The sequence below is a fragment of the Catenisphaera adipataccumulans genome, from assembly GCF_014202755.1.
Taxonomy (GTDB): domain Bacteria; phylum Bacillota_I; class Bacilli_A; order Erysipelotrichales; family Erysipelotrichaceae; genus Catenisphaera; species Catenisphaera adipataccumulans.
In genome coordinates this window covers 75230-95672 of the sequence record NZ_JACHHK010000006.1, presented here as the reverse complement: position 1 = coordinate 95672, position 20443 = coordinate 75230, and the positions used below count along the sequence as shown (strand labels likewise).

Genomic DNA, 20443 nt, shown 5'->3' with positions numbered 1-20443 from the left:
GAGCGAAAAAGTTATACAGGATTTCGTTTTGAATAAATTTCGTACAACACCACACCGCAGGCAACGCTCGCATTCAGTGACTGGATCGAACCTGCCATCGGTAACTTGACCATATAGTCACACTGCTTTTTGACCAACGGTGAAATTCCTTTGCCTTCTGAACCGATCACCAGTACCAAAGGTACATCATAAATGCCTTCACGATAATCGCGTGCCTGCTCCATGTCCGTGCCGACGATCCAGTATCCTGCTTTCTTGAGTTCTTTGAGTGTCTGCGATAAATTCGTGACAATACTCACAGGAACGGAATATGCTGCGCCGGTACTGGTCTTAATGACCGTCGGTGTCAGGCCGGCACTGTTGTGCTTGGTCAAGATCAGACCGTCCGCGCCGGTGCAGTCACAGGTTCTCAGAACAGCGCCGACATTATGCGGATCCTGCACGCCGTCCAACGCAACCAAAAGACCTGGGGCCTTGGCTTTCTGCAGCAGCTGATCCGGACTGTACGTCTGGATGTCTTTGACTTCACAGACGATCCCCTGATGGTTGGCATGATTGGTCATGCGGTCCAGTTCGCTGCGGCTGACGATCCGGCAGCTGAATTGTCCTTTTTTGACTTCATTCAGAATGCGTTTGTCTTTCAGGGAATCTTGGAGATAAATTCGTTTGATCCGATCCGGATCCTGTTTCAGATGTTTCCAGACGTTTTTTCCGTAGACTTTCATAGTTCCTTCCCCGCTGCTGCCAGCTTATCCAGACATTCCTGGAGGCGCTTTTCATGATGATACAGATATAAGTATCCAAGTACAGATTCCAGCGCAGTCGCTTTTAAATACGTCCCGACATCTGCATTTTTGGCTTTTGAATGAATTGTCGCGTTGCGGCCCCTGGCCAGGATCGTTTGTTCATCTTCATTGAAGAAATTCTCCGCCATCAGCTGATCGAGCAGATGGGCCTGTCCTTTGGCGCTGCAGATCCGCGCACTCTTCTTCTGCAGAACATCTGCTTTTCGATAGCCTTCTTTCAGCAGTTCTTCCCGAATACGCAGCGTCATGACCGCATCGCCGATCCATGCCAGACTGGTGGCATTTTCGGTGACGATCTCCATTATAGAATGCCCTTTTCCTGCAGCTGTGCACGGTATTGATCCGCTTTTTCAAAGTCTTTCGCCTTGACGCAAGCCCGCCACTGCTGATAAAGCTTTTTGTCCGCTTCGGTCAGCTGGACCGGTTCAAATTCAATGCCCAGGATATACAGCATCTTATTTAACGTATTTTTCAATGCGTTGACTTTGTTTGTATCAATTTCACGCACACGCAGTGCCTGGTTCAGTTTCTTAACTGTATCGAACACCACAGCAATCGCATTCGGTGTATTCAAATCGTCGTTCAAGGCCTCCATGAACGGCGCAAAGACTTCTTCATCAATAGCATCATCGACTGGTGCATCGGCCAGCTGCAGTTTGACATCTGCCTGACGAAGGACCGTCTGAATGCGTTTCAGTTCTTTTTCGGCTGCGGTAAAGGTTTCTTCGGATAAGTTCAGCGGTGCACGGTAATGCGTGCTGATCAGGATCCAGCGGATCTCATTGCCGCCGAATTTTTTGATCAGATCGTTGGCCCACCAGACATTGCCCAAAGATTTCGACATTTTCGTGCCGTCGATATTGATCATGCCGTTGTGGACCCATAAATTGGCCAAACGGGTATGATGCAGCGCTTCACACTGCGCGATCTCATTCTCATGATGCGGGAATTTCAGATCCAGACCGCCGCCGTGAATATCGATCAGATTTTTCTGAAAGACATTCTGGATCATGACCACGCATTCCGTGTGCCATCCCGGTCTTCCTTTAGACCACGGCGTATCCCACTGGATCCCTTGATCGGTGGCTTTCCATAAGGTAAAGTCCAGCGGGTTTTCCTTTTTGTCGTTTTCATCGATGCGGGCACCGACCATCAGATCTTCGATGCGCTGATGAGATAATTCTCCGTATTTCGGATCGGCATCCACACGGAAATAGACATCACCGTCCACTCGATACGCAGCTCCCGCATCGATCAGTTCCTGGATAAACGCAATGATCTGATCCATCGTTTCGGTGACGCGCGGTGTTACATCCGGCAGATCGGCATGCAGATCGCTCCGGACTTGGTTATAGGCTTTGATGTACTTGTCTGTAATTTCTTTTTCGCTCACATGTTGTTCAATTGCGGTATTGATGATTTTGTCGTCGACGTCAGTAAAATTGCTGACGTAAGTCACATTCAGCCCTTGGGCTTCCAGTGCCTTTTTTAATGTATCAAACACGGCAATCGGCCGGGCATTCCCGACATGCGGATAGTTGTATACGGTAGGACCGCAGACATACATGGAAACCTTGCCAGGTTCAATGGGTTCCAGCGGTTCGATTTTTTGGGTGTAGCTGTTATAAAGTTTCATTGTTCCTCCTTGTAAAAAAAGCATTCAAACGAATGCTTACTTGTCTTCTTTTTGATCCAGTTCCAAAGAGAGATCCCGGAATTGCTCCAGCAAGCTCGGGTCGATGCCGTCTTTCTTCATATTTTCAAGATAGACTTTATCCAGATCATTAACATCTTTGGTTAATTCATCTCGATCTTCGTTGGACAATACCGCCCGGATAGCCATGAAATCACTCCTTTAACTACTACAAGGATACTCTAAAACGACTAAAACTGCAACAAAAAAGGATGCCCGCAGGCATCCTGTATCCTCTGTAAAAATTATGCTAATTCAGAGAAGTATTTGATCGTACGAACCATCTGACTCGTGAAGGAGTTTTCGTTATCGTACCAAGATACAACCTGTACCAATGTGTTGCCGTCACCAGTTGCGACTGCCATTGTCTGAGTTGCATCAAACAGAGATCCGTAACGCATTCCGACAACATCGCTGGATACGATATCATCTTCGCTGTATCCGTAAGATTCTGTAACAGAAGCTTTCATCTTAGCGTTGATGTCATCAACAGTAACTTCGCCTTCAACTTCAGCAACTAAGATCGTTGTTGAACCTGTCGGGCACGGTACACGCTGAGCGGAACCGATCAGTTTACCGTTCAATTCCGGAACAACCAAACCGATAGCCTTTGCAGCACCGGAAGAAGTCGGAACGATGTTGACAGCGGCTGCACGGCTGCGGCGTTTGTTGCCTTTACGCTGCGGACCATCCAGGATCATCTGGTCACCAGTATAAGCATGAACTGTAGTCATGATACCAGATTTTACCGGAGCTAATTCGTTCAAAGCTTTTGCCATCGGAGCTAAGCAGTTCGTGGTGCAGCTTGCGGCAGAGATGATCTTATCATCAGCTGTTAAAGTTTCATGGTTAACGTTGTAAACGATTGTCTTCAGATCAGATCCAGCCGGAGCAGAAATAACGACTTTCTTAGCTCCTGCATCGATATGAGCCTGTGCTTTTGCTTTCGAAGTGTAGAAACCTGTGCACTCCAATACAACGTCTACATCCAGGTCGCCCCAAGGCAGTTTCGAAGCGTCTGCTTCTTTGTAGATTGTAATTTTTTTACCATCAACGGTAATGGAACCTTCTCCTGCAGATACAGTGTCTGCCAAAGCATACGTACCCTGAGTAGAATCATGCTTCAACAGGTAAGCCAGCATATCAGGACTTGTCAAGTCGTTGATTGCGACTACTTCATAACCTTCTGCTCCAAACATCTGACGGAATGCCAAACGTCCGATACGGCCAAAACCGTTAATTGCAACTTTTACTGTCATTTCAGTAATTCCTCCTTTTATATCAAGAATATTATATGAAACCATAAAAATTTTGTCAACGAAATCACGAATATATTAAGATTTCAAAGCGCTTAAAAGTTCGACAATTTGATATATTTTCTATCATGCTTTTGATAAAGAAAGTTTTTTATGACTTTTTTCTTCTTTTACGTCTTATAGGCAGCCAGAAAGAAACATAGACCTGTACGATTGTTTCACTTGTTCCACTCTGAATTTATTATACAATCATTTCCAGAATAAACCTGCTTAATTTTCCAGCAATAACAATTTTTCACAACATATAAAACAGAGATCTTTCGTAGTCTTTTTTAAAGCCCTGATTCATGATAAAATAATAAGAAAAAAAGGAGGATCCTATGCATCAGAACAAAATATTGGATTTATTGGAAAACGATGCAAGATTGACCAGTCAGGATCTGGCAGACATTCTGGACGAGGATAAAACCGAGATCGAAAAAGAAGTCAAATCGTTGGAAGATAATAAGATCATCTGCGGTTACCATACCGTCATCAACTATAATAAAGCCCAGCGGGATCAAAAAGTTATGGCCTATATTGAAGTCAACTGCTCCCCGCAGCGCGATGAAGGATACGACAAGACGGCCATGCGCATCGCCAACTATCCGGAAGTCAACACCATGTATCTCTTATCCGGTGACTGTGATTTTTTGGTACTGGTCGAAGGCAAGACCATGTTTGAAGTGGCCCGCTTTGTCTCGGACAAGATTGCTTGTGTTGAAAATGTGATCTCGACCAAGACTCTGTTTGTGCTGAAACAATACAAACAAAGCGGCATCCTGATCGCCAATCCGAAAAATGAAGAAAATGAAAGATTGGTCGTGACGCCATAATGAAAGAATTATCAAAAACTGTACAAGATCTGAAGCCTAGCGGCATCCGTAAATTCTTTGATTTGGCCAATACCATGGAAGGAGTTATTTCTTTAGGTGTCGGCGAACCGGATTTTGCGACCCCATGGCATATCTGTGAAAATGCCATTGAATCCATGTACGACGGTAAGACCCATTATACGGCGAACCGCGGTTTACTGGAACTGCGCCGGGAAATTGCAAAGTTCCATCGCGAACATTACAATCAATTTTACGATCCGGAAGACGAGATCATCGTGACTGTCGGCGGCAGTGAAGCCATCGATATTGCGATGCGCGCCCTGATCAATCCAGGCGATGAGATCATTGTCCTGGATCCGAACTATGTGGCTTACGAACCGTCGATCTTATTGGCCGGCGGCATCCCTGTCCACATTCAGCTGACGGAAGAAAAGGAATTTAAACTGCTGCCGGAAGATTTAAAAAATGCCATCACACCAAAGACCAAGGCGATCATGATCAATTTTCCAAGCAACCCGACCGGCGGTGTCATGACGTATGAAGACTATGAAAAACTGGTGCCGATCTTAAAAGAAAGCGGTATTTATGTCATCAGTGATGAAATCTATGCCGAACTGAGTTTTGATCAAAAGTTTGCATCATTGGCACAGTTCAAAGAGGTCCGGGATCAGATCATCGTCGTCAACGGTTTCTCCAAAGCCTTTGCGATGACCGGCTGGCGTCTTGGTTACACATTGTCCAATAAAGAAGTCAGTCAGGCCATGACCAAGATCCATCAATATGTGATCATGTCCGCTCCGACCGCCGCCCAGCACGCTGCCATCGAAGCGCTGCGAAACGGATACACCGATGTGCTGCGGATGAAAGAAGAATATCGGAACCGCCGCAATCTGCTGGTCAACCGCCTGAACCGTATGGGACTGCCGACGCATATGCCGCATGGTACCTTTTACGTCTTTGCGAACATTAAAAAATCCGGTTTATCCAGCGACGATTTCTGTGAAAAGCTTTTAAGCGATCAAAAAGTTGCCTGTGTGCCGGGTACCGCTTTCGGAGAAAGCGGCGAAGGCTTCATCCGAATCTCTTATGCCTACAGCATGGATCATATCAAGACTGCCTGCGACCGGATCGAAATTTTCTTAAAAAAACTGGGGATCGAATGATCCTCAGTTTTATTTTGCATAATATTTTCCCAAGAACGCTTTGGTCCGTTCATTATCGGAATGAAACAGCGCATCCGGTGTCGTGTCTTCTACGATGACACCTTGATCCATGAAGATCATGCGATTGCTGACATCATGCGCAAAGCTCATTTCATGCGTTACGATGACCATGGTCATTTTTTCCGCTGCCAGATTCTTGATGACTTTTAAGATTTCCAGCGTCAGTTCCGGATCCAGCGCACTGGTCGGCTCGTCAAAAAAGAGAATATTCGGTTTGATTGCTAATGCTCTTGCGATGGAAACCCGCTGCTGCTGTCCGCCGGAAAGCTGTCCCGGATAGGCATTCTCTTTATCAGACAAACCCATTTGGGCAAGCAATTCCCGTGCCTGCGCATACACTTCATCTTTATTTCGCTTCTGGATGCGGATCGGCGCATCGGTGATGTTCTTCATGACCGTAAAATGCGGAAATAAATTAAAGTTCTGAAAGACCAGACCGAAATAAGTCAGCGCTTCTTTGATTTCCTTCTTATCTGCATAGACGGCTTTGCCGTTTTTACTGGTCACCAATGAATGACCCAAATAGGACATGCTGCCGTCGTCCATCGTTTCTAAAAAAGTCGCACAGCGCAGCAAGGTACTTTTCCCGGATCCGGAAGGTCCGATGATCGAAACGACTTCACCGCGTTCCACTGAAAAACTGATATCTTTCAGAACTTCCGTAGATCCGAAGCTCTTTTTGATATGATTCATTTCCAAGACTTTCATCACGGTTCCCTCCTATTCGTAATAGCGCATTTTCTTTTCGAAGAACTCCATCACGTAAGCCACGATGAAGTTGAATACATAGTAGAAGATCGCCGCGGCCACAAACGGTATCATACTTTTGAACGAAGCGGCCAGGGCTTTTGCCATCGTGAACATTTCCATATACGCAATAGAGAATGCCAATGATGTATCCTTGACCAGCGTGATGATCTCGTTGGTCAAAGCCGGCAGGATGCGTTTGATGACCTGCGGCAGGATGATCACAAAGAACGTCTGCGGTTTACTGTAGCCCAGCACTTTCGCGGCTTCATACTGTCCTTTCGGCATGGATTCAATGCCGCTGCGGTAGATTTCCGCAAAATACGCTGCATAATTCAACGAGAACGCGATGATCACGGCAATTCCTCGGTAAGCCATAGAAATGGTCATATTAAATAAATAGTACGGCCCAAAATAGATCACCAGCAGCTGCAGCATCAGCGGCGTACCGCGCATGATCGAAATATAGATCTTAACAATATTGCGCAGCAGTGCATTTTTTGACATTCTTCCGAATGCGATGATCAGCCCCAGCGGCAGTGCAAACAACAACGTCAGGAAAAAGATCTCCAACGTTGTCCCCATGCCGCTGGCTAGCTGCTGAAATGATTCACCCAGTGTGATCGTACGTACACCCATAATACATCCTCCTTCATGGAAAAACCGGGCCGCAGCCCGGTTGTTTTATTCTCCGGCATCCAAGATGCAGACATTCTGACCGTCAAACCATTTTTCGCTGATTTCCTGGAATGTACCGTCCTTCACCATTTCCTGCAGAGCCTTCTGCACTTTGTCACGAAGTTCCGTATTTCCCTTCTTGAAACCAACCGCATATTGTTCCGATGAAATCTTTTCATCCAGGATCTTCATATTGTCTTTGCCGGCAATTTGATCCTGTGCAACATAGATATCCATCGCAACAGCATCGGCAGCGCCCGATTCCAGATCCATGATACCCGTATTGTAGTCGGCTACTGTCGTATAGTTGCCGAACGATTTCTTCAATTTCTTGTTTTCGCTCAAAGCCGTATCCGCACTTGATTCTTTCTGCGCCTCCACGTTTTTGCCTTTCAAATCAGACAGTGTGTTGATGCCCGAATCTGTGCGTACAACGACGACCTGTGAATTATCCATATACGGATCGGTCCAAGTATATTGCTTTTCCCGGCCGTTGATCGTAAAACCGTTCCAGATACAATCGATCGTACCGGAATCCAGTTCCATATCTTTCGAATCCCAGTCGATCGGCTGCAGCTTGATCTTCATATCCATGCGCTTGGCTGCTTCTTTTGCCAGATCAATATCAAAACCAACATAATTGCCGTCGTCATCGACATAACCGAACGGCGGAAAGTTCTGATCAAAGCCCACGACCAATGTCTTGTCATCATTATCGGATGCATCCGCCTGACTGCTGCTGTCATCCGAAGAGGAGCAGGCAGTCATCGTCAATGCCATACAAAAGCAGACAATGAATGTCTTTAATATTTTTGATACTTTCTTCATACGTTTCTCTCCCTATGCGATTATTCTAGCATAAACTGAAAGTCCTTTCAAAGAATAGAATGAAATTGTTTCATTCTTTATGAGAACGCGGATTGACCCGCCGTTTCAGTTCCTGCAAAATTTCGTTATTTTCATAACGTTTCATATTTGGGAAAGCCCGCAGCATCCGACGTCGGCCGCGGTTTTCAAGAAATTCTTTAACTTTTTCTTCATAACGCTCTTTGCGCTCCAGACGCGCAGCTTCCGCTTCGAGCCGTTTTGCCTTCGCAGCATCCTGCAGTTCCATTTTACCAAGCTCTGCTTGTACTTTTCCTTCCTGAACATGTTTTGCTGTCTCGAGCGTTGTATCTGCGATGACTTCGCTCATCACATTGCTTGGTGCCATCATCGACTGTTTCATGCGGCCCAGCTGCGTCAGTTTCTTATCCAGACCATTGGCCACACCGACGCTGACGATGAAATCGATCAACAGCAGAACATAAAGAACAGCCATGACCGGCCAGCCGACATCCGGAGAAATCCCCTGCGTAGTGTGTCGATCCAATACCGGATAGGCATAACGAACCAATAAAACGACACCGATGCCCCAGAAGATCGAAAATTTCAGGCAAATATACCCATGGAAATTAAACTTTTCATTTGAGTAATCCCACCACCGGGTGTGGAACTGTTTGTCCAGCAGCCAGCCGCCGATCAATTCGATCAGCGTGGTCAGGACCATTCCCCCCAGAAACAGCATCCACACCGGTGCATCAGATGTCGACGCGGAATCTTTCGGCAGCATGTTGGCCATGGCAATGACCGAAAGCATGCCGAAACCGTAAATCGGACAGATCGGACCGCTCAAGAATCCGCGGTTGATGACCAGCCCCTGCGTGATCGCATGAAATGCGACTTCCACGCACCATCCGATAAAGGCATAAACCAGGAAATCCATGCAGATTTCATAATATGTCATTCCAAAAATCATAATCTCACTCTCTCTGATGGTTTCATTTTATCATGAAAAAAGACCGTATCCAAACGGATACGGTCCAAATGTCTATTTACTGGTCAAAGCATCCATGGCTTTCTGGAAATTCAATGTCTTTTTGTGAGCATCATCTTTATCGGTACCCTTGACGCAATAATAGAATTTGCATTTCGGTTCGGTACCGCTCGGACGGACTGCGATCCAGCTGCCGTCTTCCAGATAATATTTCAGCACATTGGACTTTGTGAATCCCGTCAGCGGCGTCACTTTGCCGTTCTCGGTGATCGTACATTCTTGATAGTCTTCACTGCGGACCACTTTCACACCGTCAATTTCCTTCGGTGCATCGGCACGCAGATTGGCCAGAATTTCTTTGATCCGTGCCGCACCGGCCTCACCGGTCAGCGCAATAGCTACCTGGCTTTCTTCATAGGTGCCGTGACGGTCATAGAGATCATTCAGCACATCCACCAGATCTTTGCCGCGTTCTTTATAGTAGGAGCATGCCTCTGCCAGCATCAACAGAGCCTGCGGTGCATCTTTATCACGAACAAACGGTTTGATCAAAGAACCATAAGATTCTTCATAACCGAAGACATAATTCTTTTCATGAGATACTTCATATTTCGCAACTTTTTCACCGATGAACTTGAAACCTGTCAATGTCTTTTCTGTTTCAACACCATAGTCGGCCGCAACTTTTTCACCCAGGTCGCTGGTAACGACGGTATTGAACATAACTGGATGCTCCGGCATCAGGCCTTTTTCTTTTAACTGCGAGCAGATGTATTCGATCTCAACAGCACCGGACTGGTTGCCGGTCAGCACAACGTACTCGCCGTTGTGTTTTACCCCGACACCCATACGGTCGGCATCCGGGTCGCAGACCAAAATGATGTCGGCATCATAACGTTTCGCATAATCCAGTGCCATTTCATAAGCTCCCGGCTGTTCCGGGTTCGGCGTCGGTGTATTGGAATAATCCGGATCCGGCGTGCATTGCTCTTCGACTGGAATGCAGTTGTATCCCGTCAGCTTGAAGATATCGCGGACCGGAATGTTTGCGGTGCCATGTTCCGGACTGAATACGATCTTAATGTCTTTTTTCACATCCGGATTCAGCTGAATGCTCAGTACATGTTTGTAGTAATCCTGATCAACATCATCGCCCATGACGGTGATCAATTTTTTCTGCTCTTCCGTGCAGTTCGCGTCGATGGCTAATTCATCCTCAATCGCATTGACTTCCTTGATCACTGCATCGGCCAGCTTCGGTACCAGCTGGCAGCCTTTGTCATCGTACAGCTTGTATCCGTTGTATTCTTTCGGGTTGTGGCTGGCTGTGATCATGATGCCGCCGAAGCACTTATTATAACGAACTGCGAAGCTCAGCATCGGCGTCGGGCGCAGAGAGTCGTACACAAACGAACGAATATTATTTTTTGCCAGTAAATCTGCACAGTCAAATGCCAGTTCACGAGACATGTGACGATTGTCATAGCCGATCGCGATCCCTGCCTTGCAGGCATCTTCGCCGTTGGCCTTGATGTAGTTCGCATAGCCCTGCGTTGCTTTACGAATGGTGTGGATGTTGATGCGGTTGGTACCCGGACCCAATAAGCCGCGCATGCCGGCGGTACCGAATTCAATGGTCGTATAGAATGCGTCATTCTTTTCTTCCGGCGTCATGTTTGCCAGAGGTTCCTTATAACGAGCATCTAAGTTCGGATGATTGATCCATTTTTGGTATCTTTCTTCAACTAAAGACATAATTATATTTCCTCCTACAGTACTGAAATAATTATAACACTTTATTGTTAAACTGAAAACGATTTCAAACGCAAAAAAAGAGGACTTTCCGTCCTCTTTCTTACTTATTTCGATTGTAGTTGATCAAGCAGCCCGCTTCGACGATTTCTTTCTCATGTTCCGTCATTTCCGCAATGTATAAATTCAATTCCATCTCTTTGCCCAGAACATACGCTTTGATCTGTTTCATATCGCCGTGCAGTGCTTGCCGGATATTCGGCACATAGATATAATCACCAATCTCGAATTTTGGTTCCTCTTTCATCTGGAACGGAATCATGCCCCAGTTGATCACATTCGAGCGATAACGTTTTGTCGCATACTCGGTGCAGATGTTCGCCAGACCGCCTAAAACACGCTGACAGCTTGCTGCCTGTTCACGGGCGGATCCGTCGCCTGGCTTGACCGCATAGATCATGCTGCCGATTTCGATTGTCTTTGGATCGACATCCGGTGTAATGGCTTTGATCTGTTCATACACGGTTTCAAGTGCCGGCAGTGTGCCGTTTGTCCGGCTTTCTTCCAGTGCCCGGGTCGCTTTTGCCCGGCCGACATATTTCGGATCCCGGCGCGAGAGCGTAAATTCAGCAAGACCCAGCGGATTGGATCGATAGGACGACGTTTCACCGGATGGGATCAATTCATCGGTTGTCGTGACCGCGTCCATGATCTTGGCATCGACCCGCAGCAAAATGTTGTCCGCCAGCGGTTCCATGGCCGGCCAGTCTTTGATGTTCGGACCATAAACTAATTCGGTTTCCGGCTTCGGTGCATCAAAGCCATCGTAGATGCGGGATTGATATACCGATGGATCAAAATCATCTTCCGGCACTTCATAATCATCCGCAAATGCCGTAGCCGGTGTCAGCACGCCATGGTTCACGGCTGTTGCCGCGATCGAGCGTGCATCCATCAATGCAACGGCAGCCAGCTGATCATTGCCTGGTTTCGAACCTTCCCGGTTCGGGAAGTTCCGGGTCGTATGGCGGATGCTGAATTCATTGTTGGCCGGTGTATCGCCGGCACCGAAACAAGGTCCGCAGAAAGCAGTCTTCACAGCGGCTCCGGACTTCATCAATTCATAGATCGCGCCTTTGTTCATCAAGTCCATGAATACCGGCTGACTGGACGGATAAACTGACACATTGAAGACATCATTGCCGACCTGTGCATTTTTCATGATGTGCGCGGCTGCCATGACATTGCTGTAGTTGCCGCCGGAACAGCCGGCAATGATTCCCTGCTGAACATGGATCTTGCCGTCTTTGATCTTTTCCGACAAGCTAAAATGAATATTCGGATTGCCGGTCAGTTCTTTGGCGTGTTCATCGATCTCATGAAAGATGTCTTCCGCGTTTTCATTCAATTCTTCAATTTCGTAGACATTGCTTGGATGGAACGGCAGAGCGATCATCGGCTTGATGGTCGACAGGTCCACTTCTACGCAGCCGTCATAATAAGCAACATCCGCAGGATCTAGCTGCCGGTAATCGTTTTCCCGACCGTGCAGGGCTAAATAACGGCGCGTTTCTTCATCCGTCCGCCAGATCGAAGAAAGACAGGTCGTCTCGGTCGTCATGACATCCACGGAATTTCGGAAATCGGTCGACATGGAAGCGACGCCCGGACCGACAAATTCCATGACTTTGTTTTTTACATAACCGTTGGCAAAAACTTCTTTCTCAATGGCTAAAGCAATATCATGCGGACCGACGCCCGGCATTGGTCTGCCGGTCAGATAGATGGCGATCACGCCTGGGTAATCGATATCATAGGTATCTTTCAGCAACTGTTTGACGAGCTCGCCGCCGCCTTCTCCAATGGCCATGGTTCCTAAGGCACCATAACGGGTATGGCTGTCTGAGCCCAAGATCATTTTTCCGCATCCGGCCATCATTTCGCGCATGTACTGGTGAATAACAGCCATATGCGGCGGCACGAAGATACCGCCGTATTTTTTTGCCGCTGATAAGCCAAATACATGATCATCTTCATTGATCGTACCGCCGACCGCACACAATGAATTGTGACAGTTGGTCAGTACATACGGTAATGGAAATGTTTCCAGTCCGGATGCCCGTGCAGTTTGTATAATGCCGACATAAGTGATGTCATGACTGGTCATGGCATCGAAACGTTCTTTTAAATGTTCCATATCGTCGGTGGTGTTATGCGCTTTTAAGATCGAATAAGCAATCGTTCCCTTTTTAGCTTGATCCGGATCAAGCGCCGGATTTTGTTTCGCCGCTGAGGCCGGAACGATGTCTTTTCCGTTCAATAAAAAGATTCCTTCGTCATAAAGCTTGACCATATTCGAGTCCTCCTCATGTAATTATGTTCATTATACATTGATTGCCCCGAAAAATACAAAAAAAGCTTCTCCGAGGAGAAGCTTGATCTTGCCTGAATTAAGCAATGATTTTCTGTGCGCGAAGTACTTCTTCGATCGCAGCGATGGCTGCATCTTCGTCTTCACCGTTGCAGGAAATCGTGATTTCGGACTGAGTCGGGATACCTAAGGACATAACGCCCATGATCGACTTCATGTTTACTTCACGTCCCTTGAAAGCAACGTTGATTTCGCATTTAAATTTGCTTGCTGCGTTTACAACAACCGTTGCCGGGCGTGCATGCAATCCGACCGGATCTACTACAGTGACAGTAATTTGTTTCATTATGAATTCCTCCTATTGTTTTTTTAACACTATGTAAATTCTATTCCATTTTCATTCAGAAAACAATATCAAATTTACTTTTATTCAAACTTCCAAGATGAAATATTTTCGGTTTGACAGTTTTGAAGCAAAGACACCTGAGCCCCGTCGAAGCGTATGTGTAAAGGTGCCGTCATAAACTGCCGTATAGCCGCAGCTGGGTGAATTCCGTTTCAGAACAACGCATCGTACATCTGAATCCTTCAGCAATTTGTACGCTGCTTCTGCCCCGTCCTGGTACGCCCGCGTATAATCCTGACCGTCTTTGCCAATGACTCTGCGGCCGATGATCTCGCACGGAACACGCGGACAGGACAGACCGCCCATCCGCTCCGGACAGAACGGAATGATGTCATGTCCCTTCAGCAATTCGATCAATGGATCGCTGCGATTGTTTCCGCCGTCGTATTTACAGTTTTCGCCCAGCAGGCAGGCACTGACACCGATCTTCATTATTGGCTGACGAGTTCGTTATACAGCAGTGAATACGTCTTGGCACTGGCATCCCAGGATACATCCGTATTCATCGCGTTGGTCTGCAGCATATCCCAGTCTTCTTTACGGTTGTAGTAGACTTCGCATGCATAATACAGCGTATGGATCAGATCGTTGGAATCATATTTCTCGAAGCTGAAGCCATTGCCGCTCTTTTCATATTCGTTATATGCGTTCACGGTATCTTTCAAGCCGCCGGTCTCGCGGACAAATGGAAGCGTACCATAGCGCATGGAGCATAACTGAGAAATTCCGCAAGGTTCAAACAAGCTTGGCATCAAGAACAGATCGCTGCCGGCATAAATACGGTGCGCCAGGGATTCATTGTAGCCGTAATAGAAGCAGATCTTGCCTTTGTTTCCGTTTTCCAGATCACGGAACTTATTTTCGATCGGTGCTTCCCCGCTGCCTAAGATCGCCAGCTGGATTGGTGCGGCACATAATGCATCCAATTGCTCCATCAGCAGATAGAAACCTTTCTGCCAGGTCAGACGGCTGACAACGCCGACCAACATAACATCCGGATTCTGTTCCAGACCCAGCTCTTCCTGAAGAGCCAGTTTATTCTTCCGTTTCTGTGCTTTGACATTGATCTTATCGTAATGATACGGGATCTCCGGATCCGTTGCCGGATTCCAGGAATTGGTATCGATGCCATTGACAATGCCCCACAGATCGTATTTACGCATGTTCAATACGGCTTCCAGATGTTCGCCGTACTGCGGTGAAAGGATCTCCTGTGAATAAGTCGGTGACACGGTCGTCACTTTATCGGCATACAGGATTCCGGATTTCATGAATGAGATACCGCCGTCAAATCGAACGTTGCCGTTATCCAGCAGATAATACGGCAGACCTAAGCAGGAATCCAGCATTTCCGGGCCGAAGTTGCCCTGATAAGCCATGTTATGGATCGTGTAAACGAAACGGATCGCATTGTATCGCGGATCGGAATCATGCGTCTCCTTGACCATGCACGGGATCATGCCCGACTGCCAATCGTGGCAGTGGATGATATTCGGCCAATAATTCAGCTGATTCAGCATTTCAATGACTGCTTTCTGGAAGTAGGCGAAACGCTCACCGTCATCCTCATAACCGTACAATGTATCGCGTTCAAAATATCCCTGATGCTGGATAAAGAAGTAGCAAACATCGCCGACCATTGTCGAGAAGACGCGTACCGGTACTTCGTGATAATTGATCGATACGGTATATTCGCAGTCAAAATATAAATCATCAAAGTTATTTTCGGCAATTTTCTTATACAAAGGGATGACGACCTTCACTTCGTGACCCCGCTGTGCCAGAGCCTGCGGCAAAGATCCGACGACATCCGCCAGACCGCCCGTCTTAACGAACGGCAGCGCCTCTCCGGCTACCATTAAAATTGATGCCATTAAACATTCTCCCTTCTTGCAATATATAAAGGCTCGTCAGGAGTACCTTCCAGATCCTTTTTATGAATGATGCGGCAGTATTTGTCCACAATGACATTCTTTAAATGTGCATTATCCGCGATCGTAACTTCCGGACAAATGACGCAGTTTTCAATGACAGCGTTCTTTCCGATCACACAAGAACGGCCGACGACCGAATTCTTCACTTCGCCGCTGATCTTGCATCCGTTCGAAATCAGTGAGCAGTTCGCATGTCCGTTGTTCAGATAAATCGCCGGTGCTGTATCTTTCGACTGCGTATAGATGGCCCAATCCGGATCGATAAATTCTTTCATGTTTGCGACATCCAGGAAGGCCAGATTACTTTCAAAGTAAGACTTCAGATCGTTGACATAGAAGAATTTTCCGCGGTAGTTGATGGCACGGATATCTTTTTCTTCGCACAGATCATTTACAATGTCCTTGAACCAATACATCGAAGAAGTTTCACGTGCACGTGTTACCGCTTCTGCAAAGATTTCTTTGGACATGATATATGTCTGCAATGACAGAGCACGGTTCTTATAGTTTCCTAAGTTGCGTTCGATGCTCAGCACGCCCTTCTGACGGTTCAGCTGCAGGACATCACAGCCGATATAGCGCTCTTTTGCATCGTCGACATTCTGGTACAGAACCGAGATATCTGCACCGCTTTCAATATGCTGATCCAGCAGATCGCTGTAATTGGCTTTATTGATGATGTTTGCCGGTGCAATGATCACATAGTCGCACGGTGCGGATTTGATCGAATGCAGATTGCCGTAATAGCTTTCTACATCCGGTGTAGTCATACTGCCTTCTGCATCAAAGATCGGAATCAAACTTAATGAACCGTGTTTGGAATTAATATTGTACTGACGTCCGCGGCCGATATGTTCGATCAATGAACGCGGATTACCATTGATGTAAACCTGAATATGATTAATGCCAGAATTGGTCATATTCGAAAGCGGAAAGTCAACCATACGATAACGTCCGACAAAGCTGAATGCAGCGATCGGGCGAAATTTCTGCATGCCTTGTACATGCACTGTGGAATCGTTATACGAAATAATACCTAATGCGTTTGCCATACTACTCACCTTTCTTTACTCGTTTCGAAATCAATTCGATTTCTTGGCTGGATAAAGAGCCGACAACGGCTTCAGCATCGATTTTCACGTTGCCCGCAACAATCGCACGATAAACCTTTGCTCCTTTTCCGACTTTTACGCCCGGCATCAGGACCGACTGCTGTACATCAGCGCCTTCTGCAACTTCGACACCGTTGAATAAAACGGAATCCTTGACGTTGCCGCTGATGATCGCACCCTGGTTGATGTATGAATGTTCAACGTTTCCGGTCGGGCTGACATAATGAGGGAAAGAAGGAACATCTTCCGTATAGATCTTCCAATTTTTGTCGTCTAAGTTCAATTCATTATTTTTATTCAGCAAGTCCATGTTGGCTTCCCACAAAGAATCGATCGTTCCGACGTCTTTCCAGTAGCCTTCGAACTTCCATGCGTACAGCGCTTTGTTCTGGCTCAAGTAAGAAGGGATGATGTCCTTACCAAAGTCATGATGCGTATCTTTCTTGTTTTTGTCATCCATCAGTTCCTTGCGCAGCAGCTTCCAGTTGAAAATGTAGATACCCATCGAAGCAAGGTTGCTCTTTGGATGTTCCGGTTTTTCTTCAAATTCGACGATGCGGTTGTTTTCATCGGTATTCATGATTCCGAACCGGCTGGCTTCCTTCATCGGCACCGGCAGCACGGCAATCGTCGCATCTGCATTGTGTTCCTTGTGGTAAGCCAGCATCTGTGCATAATCCATCTTGTAGATATGATCGCCGGACAGAACCAGGACATAATCCGGATCGAACTGATCGATAAAATCAATATTCTGCGTAATGGCATCAGCCGTTCCCTGATACACATCAAATTTTGTGCCTTCCTTTTCGCTTGGCGGCAGGACATACACACCGGATCCGCGGGTATCAAGGCCCCAACGCTGACCGGCACCGGCATAAGCATTCAATTGTGTCGGTTCATACTGTGTCAGAACACCGACAACATTTACGTCTGAATTCGCACAATTGCTTAGCGGAAAATCAATAATACGATATTTTCCGCCGAAGTACACCGCCGGTTTTGCGTTTTTCTTCGTTAATTCTTTTAAACGCGTTCCGCGGCCGCCCGCCAAAATCATCGCGAGCATATTATTTTGTTCCATATTCATCCTCCTATTTCATATGTAACTCTATAGAAAAATTATAACACGTTTTTGTCAGAATGAAATATTACGAAATGGAAATTTGCCAAATTGTAGGCGCTTTCGTATTAAACTATTCAGAACGCAGGGCTTCGACCGGATCTTTTTTGGATGCGATCCGGGCCGGGATCAAGCCGGCGATGACCGTCAGCACCAAACTGATCAAGATCAGGATCAATGCGCTCTGCACCGGAAGCTTCGCAATATCAGCGATACCGGACATATTTTCAATGATATGTGATATCGGTAAGTCCAGCAGTACTGCGATCACAATTCCCATGACCCCGGAGGTCAGACCGATGATCGTTGTCTCCGCGTTGAATACGCGGGAAATATCTTTCTTGCTGGCACCGATGGCGCGCAGGATACCGATTTCCTTGGTCCGCTCCAGCACGGAGATATAGGTGATGATACCGATCATGATACTGGAAACGACCAATGAGACGCTCACAAATCCAATCAGTACATCACTGACCAGACTGATCATGTGCGTAACGGATTTCAGGATCGTACCGATGAAATCATTATAAGTGATGACATTTTCCTCGTGGCCGTTTTTCTTTTGCTCCTTATTGTAATCATTGATCAGATCACCGACTACTTCTTTTTGATCAAAGCCATCCACATACATTGAAATCTTGCTTGGTGAATCCAGATCGACAACACCCATTTTTTGTAAATTCGACTCATAAGTGGCACTGGCATTCTCATTGTACGAATTCATGTAGTCCATTAATTCAGATTCGGACATACTTGCCAGCGTTGCCTTCTGCTCATCGCTCAGATCCGACATCGACAGTTTACCCGAATCCGAGAACGGACGGCCAGTGAACACGTTGGTATTCGGATCTGCTTTCTGCTGCTGGACAATGGCGCTGTTTTCGCTTTTCTGGATCACTTCATCACGCATCTTCGAAGTGTAATAAACACCGCCGTAGAACTGCTGATTCGCGGTCGTGCTGCGCTGTCGGATGATGCCGACCACACGGACTTCTTCCGCATTCGAGACAACACCTTTCATATAGTCTTCATCATCGCTGCAGTCGATCCATACCCCGTTCCGGTTTTGATACAGATCACTGTTCATGACGAGTTTAAATTTTACATTCTTCAATTCATCATACGTGTACGATTTGGTCTTCGTCGCTTTCAGATCTTCCGTGCTGCCGTTGACAAACGCCTGATAATTTTGGACCAATTGATCCTGATCCAACAAGCCCAGCGAATACAGCGCATAGTCACTGATCTCATTGTTGCTGTCGACCGCGATCACGACTTCATTTTTGCCTGTCGCCCAATGTCCGTCGATCAGTTCGTATTCTTCATTGCGAAGGTTTTTATTTTCCGGAAGCATCATCCAGACGCTCTGACCATTGACCGTTGATTGATTCAGCTGTCCGCTTGCCTTCAGCATGTCGCTCAGTCCCAGTTTTTCAAGCAGGCCATTCGGGCTGACCTGCACTAATCCGGAATCCGTCTGTTCATTGTAGACATACATCTGCAGATCATAGTCATATTCGATAGCTTTCGTGTTTTTCCGGAATTTCTTTCCTTTATCACTTTCCAAATACGATTTGAATTCTTTTAAATTGTTTTTCTTGGAACTGGACACAGAATTCAGAATATCCTCGACAAAAGCCCGGGTATACACCTTGCCGTCTTTTTTCTTGGTCGATTTCTTATTCATATTATTCATGGTGCTCATCATATCGGTCATATCCGTTGTGGTTTCATCCACCTCGATCGGATAACCGGCCATGGTATCATTCTCCACCCGATTGATATAAAGCTGCACCCCGTTGGACAGAGAAATGATCAAGGCAATTCCGATAATGCCGATGCTGCCGGCAAATGAGGTCAAAAACGTTCTTCCCTTTTTGGTCATTAAGTTATTCAAGCTTAACGAAAGAGCGGTCTTAAAAGACATGGAAGGCCGTTTTAGATGAGATGGTGCAGCCGGCTGATCTTTGGCTTTGACCGGATCGCTGTCGCTTTGCACCACACCATCGCGCAGCTGGATGATCCGGGTTGAATATTTTTCGGCAAGTTCCGGATTGTGCGTGACCATGATGACCAACGTCTTCTTGGATATTTCTTTTAAAATTTCCATGATCTGCACGCTGGTCACAGAATCCAATGCGCCCGTTGGTTCATCGGCCAGCAGGATATCCGGATCATTGATCAGCGCCCGGGCGATGGCGACCCGCTGCATTTGGCCGCCGGACAGCTGGGTCGGTTTTTTATCGATCTTATCTTCCAGACCGACTTTTTTCAGCACTTCCACTGCCCGCCGGCGGCGTTCTTGTTTTCCGACCCCGGTCAAAGTCAATGCCAATTCGACATTGGATAAAACCGATTGATGCATGATTAAATTATAGGTCTGAAACACGAAACCTACCTGGTGATTTCGATAGGTATCCCAGTCGTGATCTTTGTAATCTTTGGTCGAGCAGCCGTTGATCTTCAGATCGCCGCTCGTGTAGTGATCCAGACCGCCGATGATATTTAAAAATGTCGTCTTGCCGCAGCCGGACGGTCCGAGTATTGAGACAAATTCATGACTGCGGAATGTTAAGGAAACATCTTTCAGCGCATGAACAACTTCTTCTCCGCTATGATAGTCTTTGACGATGTGTTCGCACGTCAGCATTGAT

At 46.7% G+C, this 20443-nt stretch carries 19 protein-coding genes; 2 read left to right on the top strand and 17 right to left on the bottom strand.

The annotated features are described in order from the left end of the window. Window positions 1–11 precede the first annotated feature (11 nt). The 5 genes from rlmB to gap all read right to left on the bottom strand — a co-directional run bounded on the left by rlmB (window position 12) and on the right by gap (window position 3758). Window positions 12–725 (bottom strand): 23S rRNA (guanosine(2251)-2'-O)-methyltransferase RlmB, encoded by a 714-nt coding sequence (gene rlmB, locus HNQ47_RS08320; RefSeq protein WP_183328939.1) that lies wholly within the window; start codon window positions 723–725, stop codon window positions 12–14. Continuing rightward, a complete protein-coding gene (locus tag HNQ47_RS08315) occupies window positions 722–1108 on the bottom strand; it encodes a Mini-ribonuclease 3 (RefSeq protein ID WP_183328938.1) in 387 nt (128 codons plus the stop codon). Before HNQ47_RS08315 ends, rlmB begins: the two co-directional genes overlap by 4 nt. Continuing rightward, a complete protein-coding gene (gene cysS, locus HNQ47_RS08310; RefSeq protein ID WP_183328937.1) occupies window positions 1108–2442 on the bottom strand; it encodes a cysteine--tRNA ligase in 1335 nt (444 codons plus the stop codon). Before cysS ends, HNQ47_RS08315 begins: the two co-directional genes overlap by 1 nt. Window positions 2443–2478: 36 nt before the next feature. After that, on the bottom strand, window positions 2479–2649 hold the full coding sequence (locus tag HNQ47_RS08305) for a hypothetical protein (RefSeq protein WP_183328936.1): 171 nt from the start codon (window positions 2647–2649) through the stop codon (window positions 2479–2481). Between the two features lie 95 nt (window positions 2650–2744). Beyond that, on the bottom strand, window positions 2745–3758 hold the full coding sequence (gene gap, locus HNQ47_RS08300; RefSeq protein WP_183328935.1) for a type I glyceraldehyde-3-phosphate dehydrogenase: 1014 nt from the start codon (window positions 3756–3758) through the stop codon (window positions 2745–2747). A gap of 377 nt (window positions 3759–4135) precedes the next feature. Between gap and HNQ47_RS08295 the strand changes: the two genes are divergently transcribed. Then, window positions 4136–4630, top strand: coding sequence for an Lrp/AsnC family transcriptional regulator (locus tag HNQ47_RS08295; RefSeq protein WP_183328934.1), 495 nt, complete (start codon window positions 4136–4138; stop codon window positions 4628–4630). Further along, window positions 4630–5793, top strand: a complete 1164-nt coding sequence (locus HNQ47_RS08290) for an aminotransferase class I/II-fold pyridoxal phosphate-dependent enzyme (RefSeq protein ID WP_183328933.1) — start codon at window positions 4630–4632, stop codon at window positions 5791–5793. Before HNQ47_RS08295 ends, HNQ47_RS08290 begins: the two co-directional genes overlap by 1 nt. A gap of 9 nt (window positions 5794–5802) precedes the next feature. Here HNQ47_RS08290 and HNQ47_RS08285 read toward each other — a convergent pair whose 3' ends face one another. The 12 genes from HNQ47_RS08285 to HNQ47_RS08230 all read right to left on the bottom strand — a co-directional run bounded on the left by HNQ47_RS08285 (window position 5803) and on the right by HNQ47_RS08230 (window position 20439). Beyond that, window positions 5803–6561, bottom strand: coding sequence for an amino acid ABC transporter ATP-binding protein (locus tag HNQ47_RS08285; protein ID WP_183328932.1), 759 nt, complete (start codon window positions 6559–6561; stop codon window positions 5803–5805). A gap of 12 nt (window positions 6562–6573) precedes the next feature. Beyond that, entirely contained in the window at window positions 6574–7239 is a 666-nt protein-coding gene (locus HNQ47_RS08280; RefSeq protein ID WP_183328931.1) for an amino acid ABC transporter permease, read from the bottom strand. A 45-nt stretch (window positions 7240–7284) separates the two neighbouring features. Next, window positions 7285–8106 (bottom strand): amino acid ABC transporter substrate-binding protein, encoded by an 822-nt coding sequence (locus HNQ47_RS08275; protein WP_183328930.1) that lies wholly within the window; start codon window positions 8104–8106, stop codon window positions 7285–7287. A 70-nt stretch (window positions 8107–8176) separates the two neighbouring features. Beyond that, a complete protein-coding gene (locus HNQ47_RS08270; RefSeq protein ID WP_221248084.1) occupies window positions 8177–9064 on the bottom strand; it encodes a putative ABC transporter permease in 888 nt (295 codons plus the stop codon). An 84-nt stretch (window positions 9065–9148) separates the two neighbouring features. Continuing rightward, window positions 9149–10849 (bottom strand): phospho-sugar mutase, encoded by a 1701-nt coding sequence (locus HNQ47_RS08265; protein ID WP_183328928.1) that lies wholly within the window; start codon window positions 10847–10849, stop codon window positions 9149–9151. A gap of 100 nt (window positions 10850–10949) precedes the next feature. Then, complete coding sequence (locus HNQ47_RS08260) at window positions 10950–13199, bottom strand: hydratase (RefSeq protein WP_183328927.1); 2250 nt, start codon at window positions 13197–13199, stop codon at window positions 10950–10952. Window positions 13200–13296: 97 nt separating this feature from the next. Continuing rightward, complete coding sequence (locus HNQ47_RS08255) at window positions 13297–13563, bottom strand: phosphocarrier protein HPr (RefSeq protein WP_183328926.1); 267 nt, start codon at window positions 13561–13563, stop codon at window positions 13297–13299. A gap of 84 nt (window positions 13564–13647) precedes the next feature. After that, window positions 13648–14055 carry a 2-thiouracil desulfurase family protein gene (locus HNQ47_RS08250; RefSeq protein WP_183328925.1) on the bottom strand — a complete coding sequence of 136 codons (408 nt, stop codon included), beginning with the start codon at window positions 14053–14055 and terminating at the stop codon, window positions 13648–13650. After that, the gene (gene glgA, locus HNQ47_RS08245; RefSeq protein ID WP_183328924.1) at window positions 14055–15497 is read right to left on the bottom strand and encodes a glycogen synthase GlgA; all 1443 of its coding nucleotides are present in this window, start codon (window positions 15495–15497) and stop codon (window positions 14055–14057) included. Before glgA ends, HNQ47_RS08250 begins: the two co-directional genes overlap by 1 nt. Beyond that, window positions 15497–16609 carry a glucose-1-phosphate adenylyltransferase subunit GlgD gene (glgD, locus tag HNQ47_RS08240; RefSeq protein ID WP_183328923.1) on the bottom strand — a complete coding sequence of 371 codons (1113 nt, stop codon included), beginning with the start codon at window positions 16607–16609 and terminating at the stop codon, window positions 15497–15499. The genes glgA and glgD overlap by 1 nt, the downstream gene beginning before the upstream one ends. A 1-nt stretch (window position 16610) precedes the next feature. After that, entirely contained in the window at window positions 16611–17750 is a 1140-nt protein-coding gene (locus HNQ47_RS08235) for a glucose-1-phosphate adenylyltransferase (RefSeq protein WP_183328922.1), read from the bottom strand. 112 nt (window positions 17751–17862) lie between these two features. Next, on the bottom strand, window positions 17863–20439 hold the full coding sequence (locus tag HNQ47_RS08230; protein WP_183328921.1) for an ABC transporter ATP-binding protein/permease: 2577 nt from the start codon (window positions 20437–20439) through the stop codon (window positions 17863–17865). Window positions 20440–20443 lie beyond the last annotated feature (4 nt).

Excerpts from the sequence above, each read along its gene's own strand:
- rlmB (WP_183328939.1), bottom strand. The coding sequence starts at position 725 with ATGAAAGTCTACGGAAAAAACGTCTGGAAACATCTGAAACAGGATCCG.
- HNQ47_RS08315 (WP_183328938.1), bottom strand. The coding sequence starts at position 1,108 with ATGGAGATCGTCACCGAAAATGCCACCAGTCTGGCATGGATCGGCGAT.
- cysS (WP_183328937.1), bottom strand. The coding sequence starts at position 2,442 with ATGAAACTTTATAACAGCTACACCCAAAAAATCGAACCGCTGGAACCC.
- HNQ47_RS08305 (WP_183328936.1), bottom strand. The coding sequence starts at position 2,649 with ATGGCTATCCGGGCGGTATTGTCCAACGAAGATCGAGATGAATTAACC.
- gap (WP_183328935.1), bottom strand. The coding sequence starts at position 3,758 with ATGACAGTAAAAGTTGCAATTAACGGTTTTGGCCGTATCGGACGTTTG.
- HNQ47_RS08295 (WP_183328934.1), top strand. The coding sequence starts at position 4,136 with ATGCATCAGAACAAAATATTGGATTTATTGGAAAACGATGCAAGATTG.
- HNQ47_RS08290 (WP_183328933.1), top strand. The coding sequence starts at position 4,630 with ATGAAAGAATTATCAAAAACTGTACAAGATCTGAAGCCTAGCGGCATC.
- HNQ47_RS08285 (WP_183328932.1), bottom strand. The coding sequence starts at position 6,561 with ATGAAAGTCTTGGAAATGAATCATATCAAAAAGAGCTTCGGATCTACG.
- HNQ47_RS08280 (WP_183328931.1), bottom strand. The coding sequence starts at position 7,239 with ATGGGTGTACGTACGATCACACTGGGTGAATCATTTCAGCAGCTAGCC.
- HNQ47_RS08275 (WP_183328930.1), bottom strand. The coding sequence starts at position 8,106 with ATGAAGAAAGTATCAAAAATATTAAAGACATTCATTGTCTGCTTTTGT.
- HNQ47_RS08270 (WP_221248084.1), bottom strand. The coding sequence starts at position 9,064 with ATGACATATTATGAAATCTGCATGGATTTCCTGGTTTATGCCTTTATC.
- HNQ47_RS08265 (WP_183328928.1), bottom strand. The coding sequence starts at position 10,849 with ATGTCTTTAGTTGAAGAAAGATACCAAAAATGGATCAATCATCCGAAC.
- HNQ47_RS08260 (WP_183328927.1), bottom strand. The coding sequence starts at position 13,199 with ATGGTCAAGCTTTATGACGAAGGAATCTTTTTATTGAACGGAAAAGAC.
- HNQ47_RS08255 (WP_183328926.1), bottom strand. The coding sequence starts at position 13,563 with ATGAAACAAATTACTGTCACTGTAGTAGATCCGGTCGGATTGCATGCA.
- HNQ47_RS08250 (WP_183328925.1), bottom strand. The coding sequence starts at position 14,055 with ATGAAGATCGGTGTCAGTGCCTGCCTGCTGGGCGAAAACTGTAAATAC.
- glgA (WP_183328924.1), bottom strand. The coding sequence starts at position 15,497 with ATGGCATCAATTTTAATGGTAGCCGGAGAGGCGCTGCCGTTCGTTAAG.
- glgD (WP_183328923.1), bottom strand. The coding sequence starts at position 16,609 with ATGGCAAACGCATTAGGTATTATTTCGTATAACGATTCCACAGTGCAT.
- HNQ47_RS08235 (WP_183328922.1), bottom strand. The coding sequence starts at position 17,750 with ATGGAACAAAATAATATGCTCGCGATGATTTTGGCGGGCGGCCGCGGA.
- HNQ47_RS08230 (WP_183328921.1), bottom strand. The coding sequence starts at position 20,439 with ATGCTGACGTGCGAACACATCGTCAAAGACTATCATAGCGGAGAAGAA.